At 71.3% G+C, this 1,157-nt stretch carries 2 protein-coding genes and 1 pseudogene; 1 reads left to right on the top strand and 2 read right to left on the bottom strand.

From position 1 onward, the window contains the following. A pseudogene (locus FW784_RS14015) lies at positions 1–312 on the bottom strand (class I SAM-dependent methyltransferase); the annotation flags it as partial. A 121-nt stretch (positions 313–433) separates the two neighbouring features. Here FW784_RS14015 and FW784_RS14010 point away from each other — a divergent pair. Continuing rightward, positions 434–697, top strand: coding sequence for a hypothetical protein (locus tag FW784_RS14010; RefSeq protein ID WP_149353935.1), 264 nt, complete (start codon positions 434–436; stop codon positions 695–697). A gap of 4 nt (positions 698–701) precedes the next feature. On the opposite strand, the gene FW784_RS14005 is transcribed toward FW784_RS14010, so the two are convergent. Then, positions 702–1,157, bottom strand: a 456-nt coding sequence (locus FW784_RS14005) for a M23 family metallopeptidase (protein ID WP_205123633.1), incomplete at its 5' end; no start/stop codon positions are given.

The raw sequence follows: 1,157 nt of genomic DNA, 5'->3' as shown, positions 1-1,157 counted from the left end.
CCCGTTCGCGCCCGCCAGCATGACAGCGCGGGCGAGCGTCGCGCGCGACTGGTCGCGCTGGCGCGAGGGCAGGACGAGCACGGTCGAAAACGCCGCCGGCGGTACCAATTCGTCGCGGATCGGTTCGATGCCGGCACGTTCGAGCGCGGCGGCGGTCGGGCGGTAGTCCTGCTCACAGGTGAGGCCGGCGGACGCCCAGCGCTGCAGCGCGGGCCCCGGTCGTGCGCCGAGGAAGGCGCCCCCGGTCGGCGCGGGCAGCGTGCCGTCGTCGAAGGGCAGGAACAGGGCGTCGAGGGCCGGATCGGCTTGCACGGCGGGTAGCTCGGGAACGGCGTCACAGTCTAGTGCCTTGCCGCATCCGCGACGCCCGCTTCATCGCGATCGAACGCGCGGCGGCTCAGTCTGGCCGCATCACAACGAACGTGGAGGGGTCATGGTCCGTGCACTTTTTGTCGGTGGCGTGGTGGACAACACCGAAATGGACCTGGATGGCCCGCAACCGCCCAAGCACTACCCCGAGAACACCGGCGGCGGCGCGCCGCGCTACAGCCTGCGCCAGCTTGGCGTGCGCGACGGCGGCGAAGTCGCCTATGCGGTCTACGGCGCGCCGGAAGTGGACGACGGGTTCGTGCGGCGCGTGGCCGACGAGCGCGACTACGCTCGCCGCTTCGACGCCAGCCCGAAGACGGTGCACTGACCCGTCATCGCACCAGCAGCGGATACGGATTGAGGGCCGTCGACTGCCACCACTTCTTGTCCGGGCCCAGGTCGCCCACCGTGAAGTGCAGGTGCGGGGCGGTCGGGCTGGCGTCGCCGCTGCTGCCGACGAAACCGATCAACTGGCCCTGGCGCAGCGCCTGGCCCTCGGCCAGGCCGGGGGCATACGACTGCAGGTGCGCGTAGTAATAAACGCGGCGGGCGTCGCCGTCGTACTGGTAGATCGTCAGCCCGCCGCGCGCGCTGGTGAACAGCTTGGCGACCGGGCCGTCCACCGCCGCCAGCACCGGCGTGCCGGCCGGCGCCATGATGTCGATCGCCTCGTGCACGCGGCCTTCGCTGCGCGCCTCGGTGAACGTGTCGACCAGTTGCGATGGCTGGATGCCGGCGACGGGAATGATCAGGCCGCTGGACATGCGCTGCGGAGCGCCGGACATGGC

Source organism: Cognatilysobacter lacus (genome assembly GCF_008274655.1).
Taxonomy (GTDB): domain Bacteria; phylum Pseudomonadota; class Gammaproteobacteria; order Xanthomonadales; family Xanthomonadaceae; genus Cognatilysobacter; species Cognatilysobacter lacus.
The sequence above is the reverse complement of the archived record's forward strand: the minus strand, read 5'-3'. Positions and strand labels throughout refer to the sequence as shown.

Bases quoted from the DNA above. Each gene is read 5' to 3' on its own strand.
- FW784_RS14010 (WP_149353935.1), top strand. From the start codon at position 434: ATGGTCCGTGCACTTTTTGTCGGTGGCGTGGTGGACAACACCGAAATG.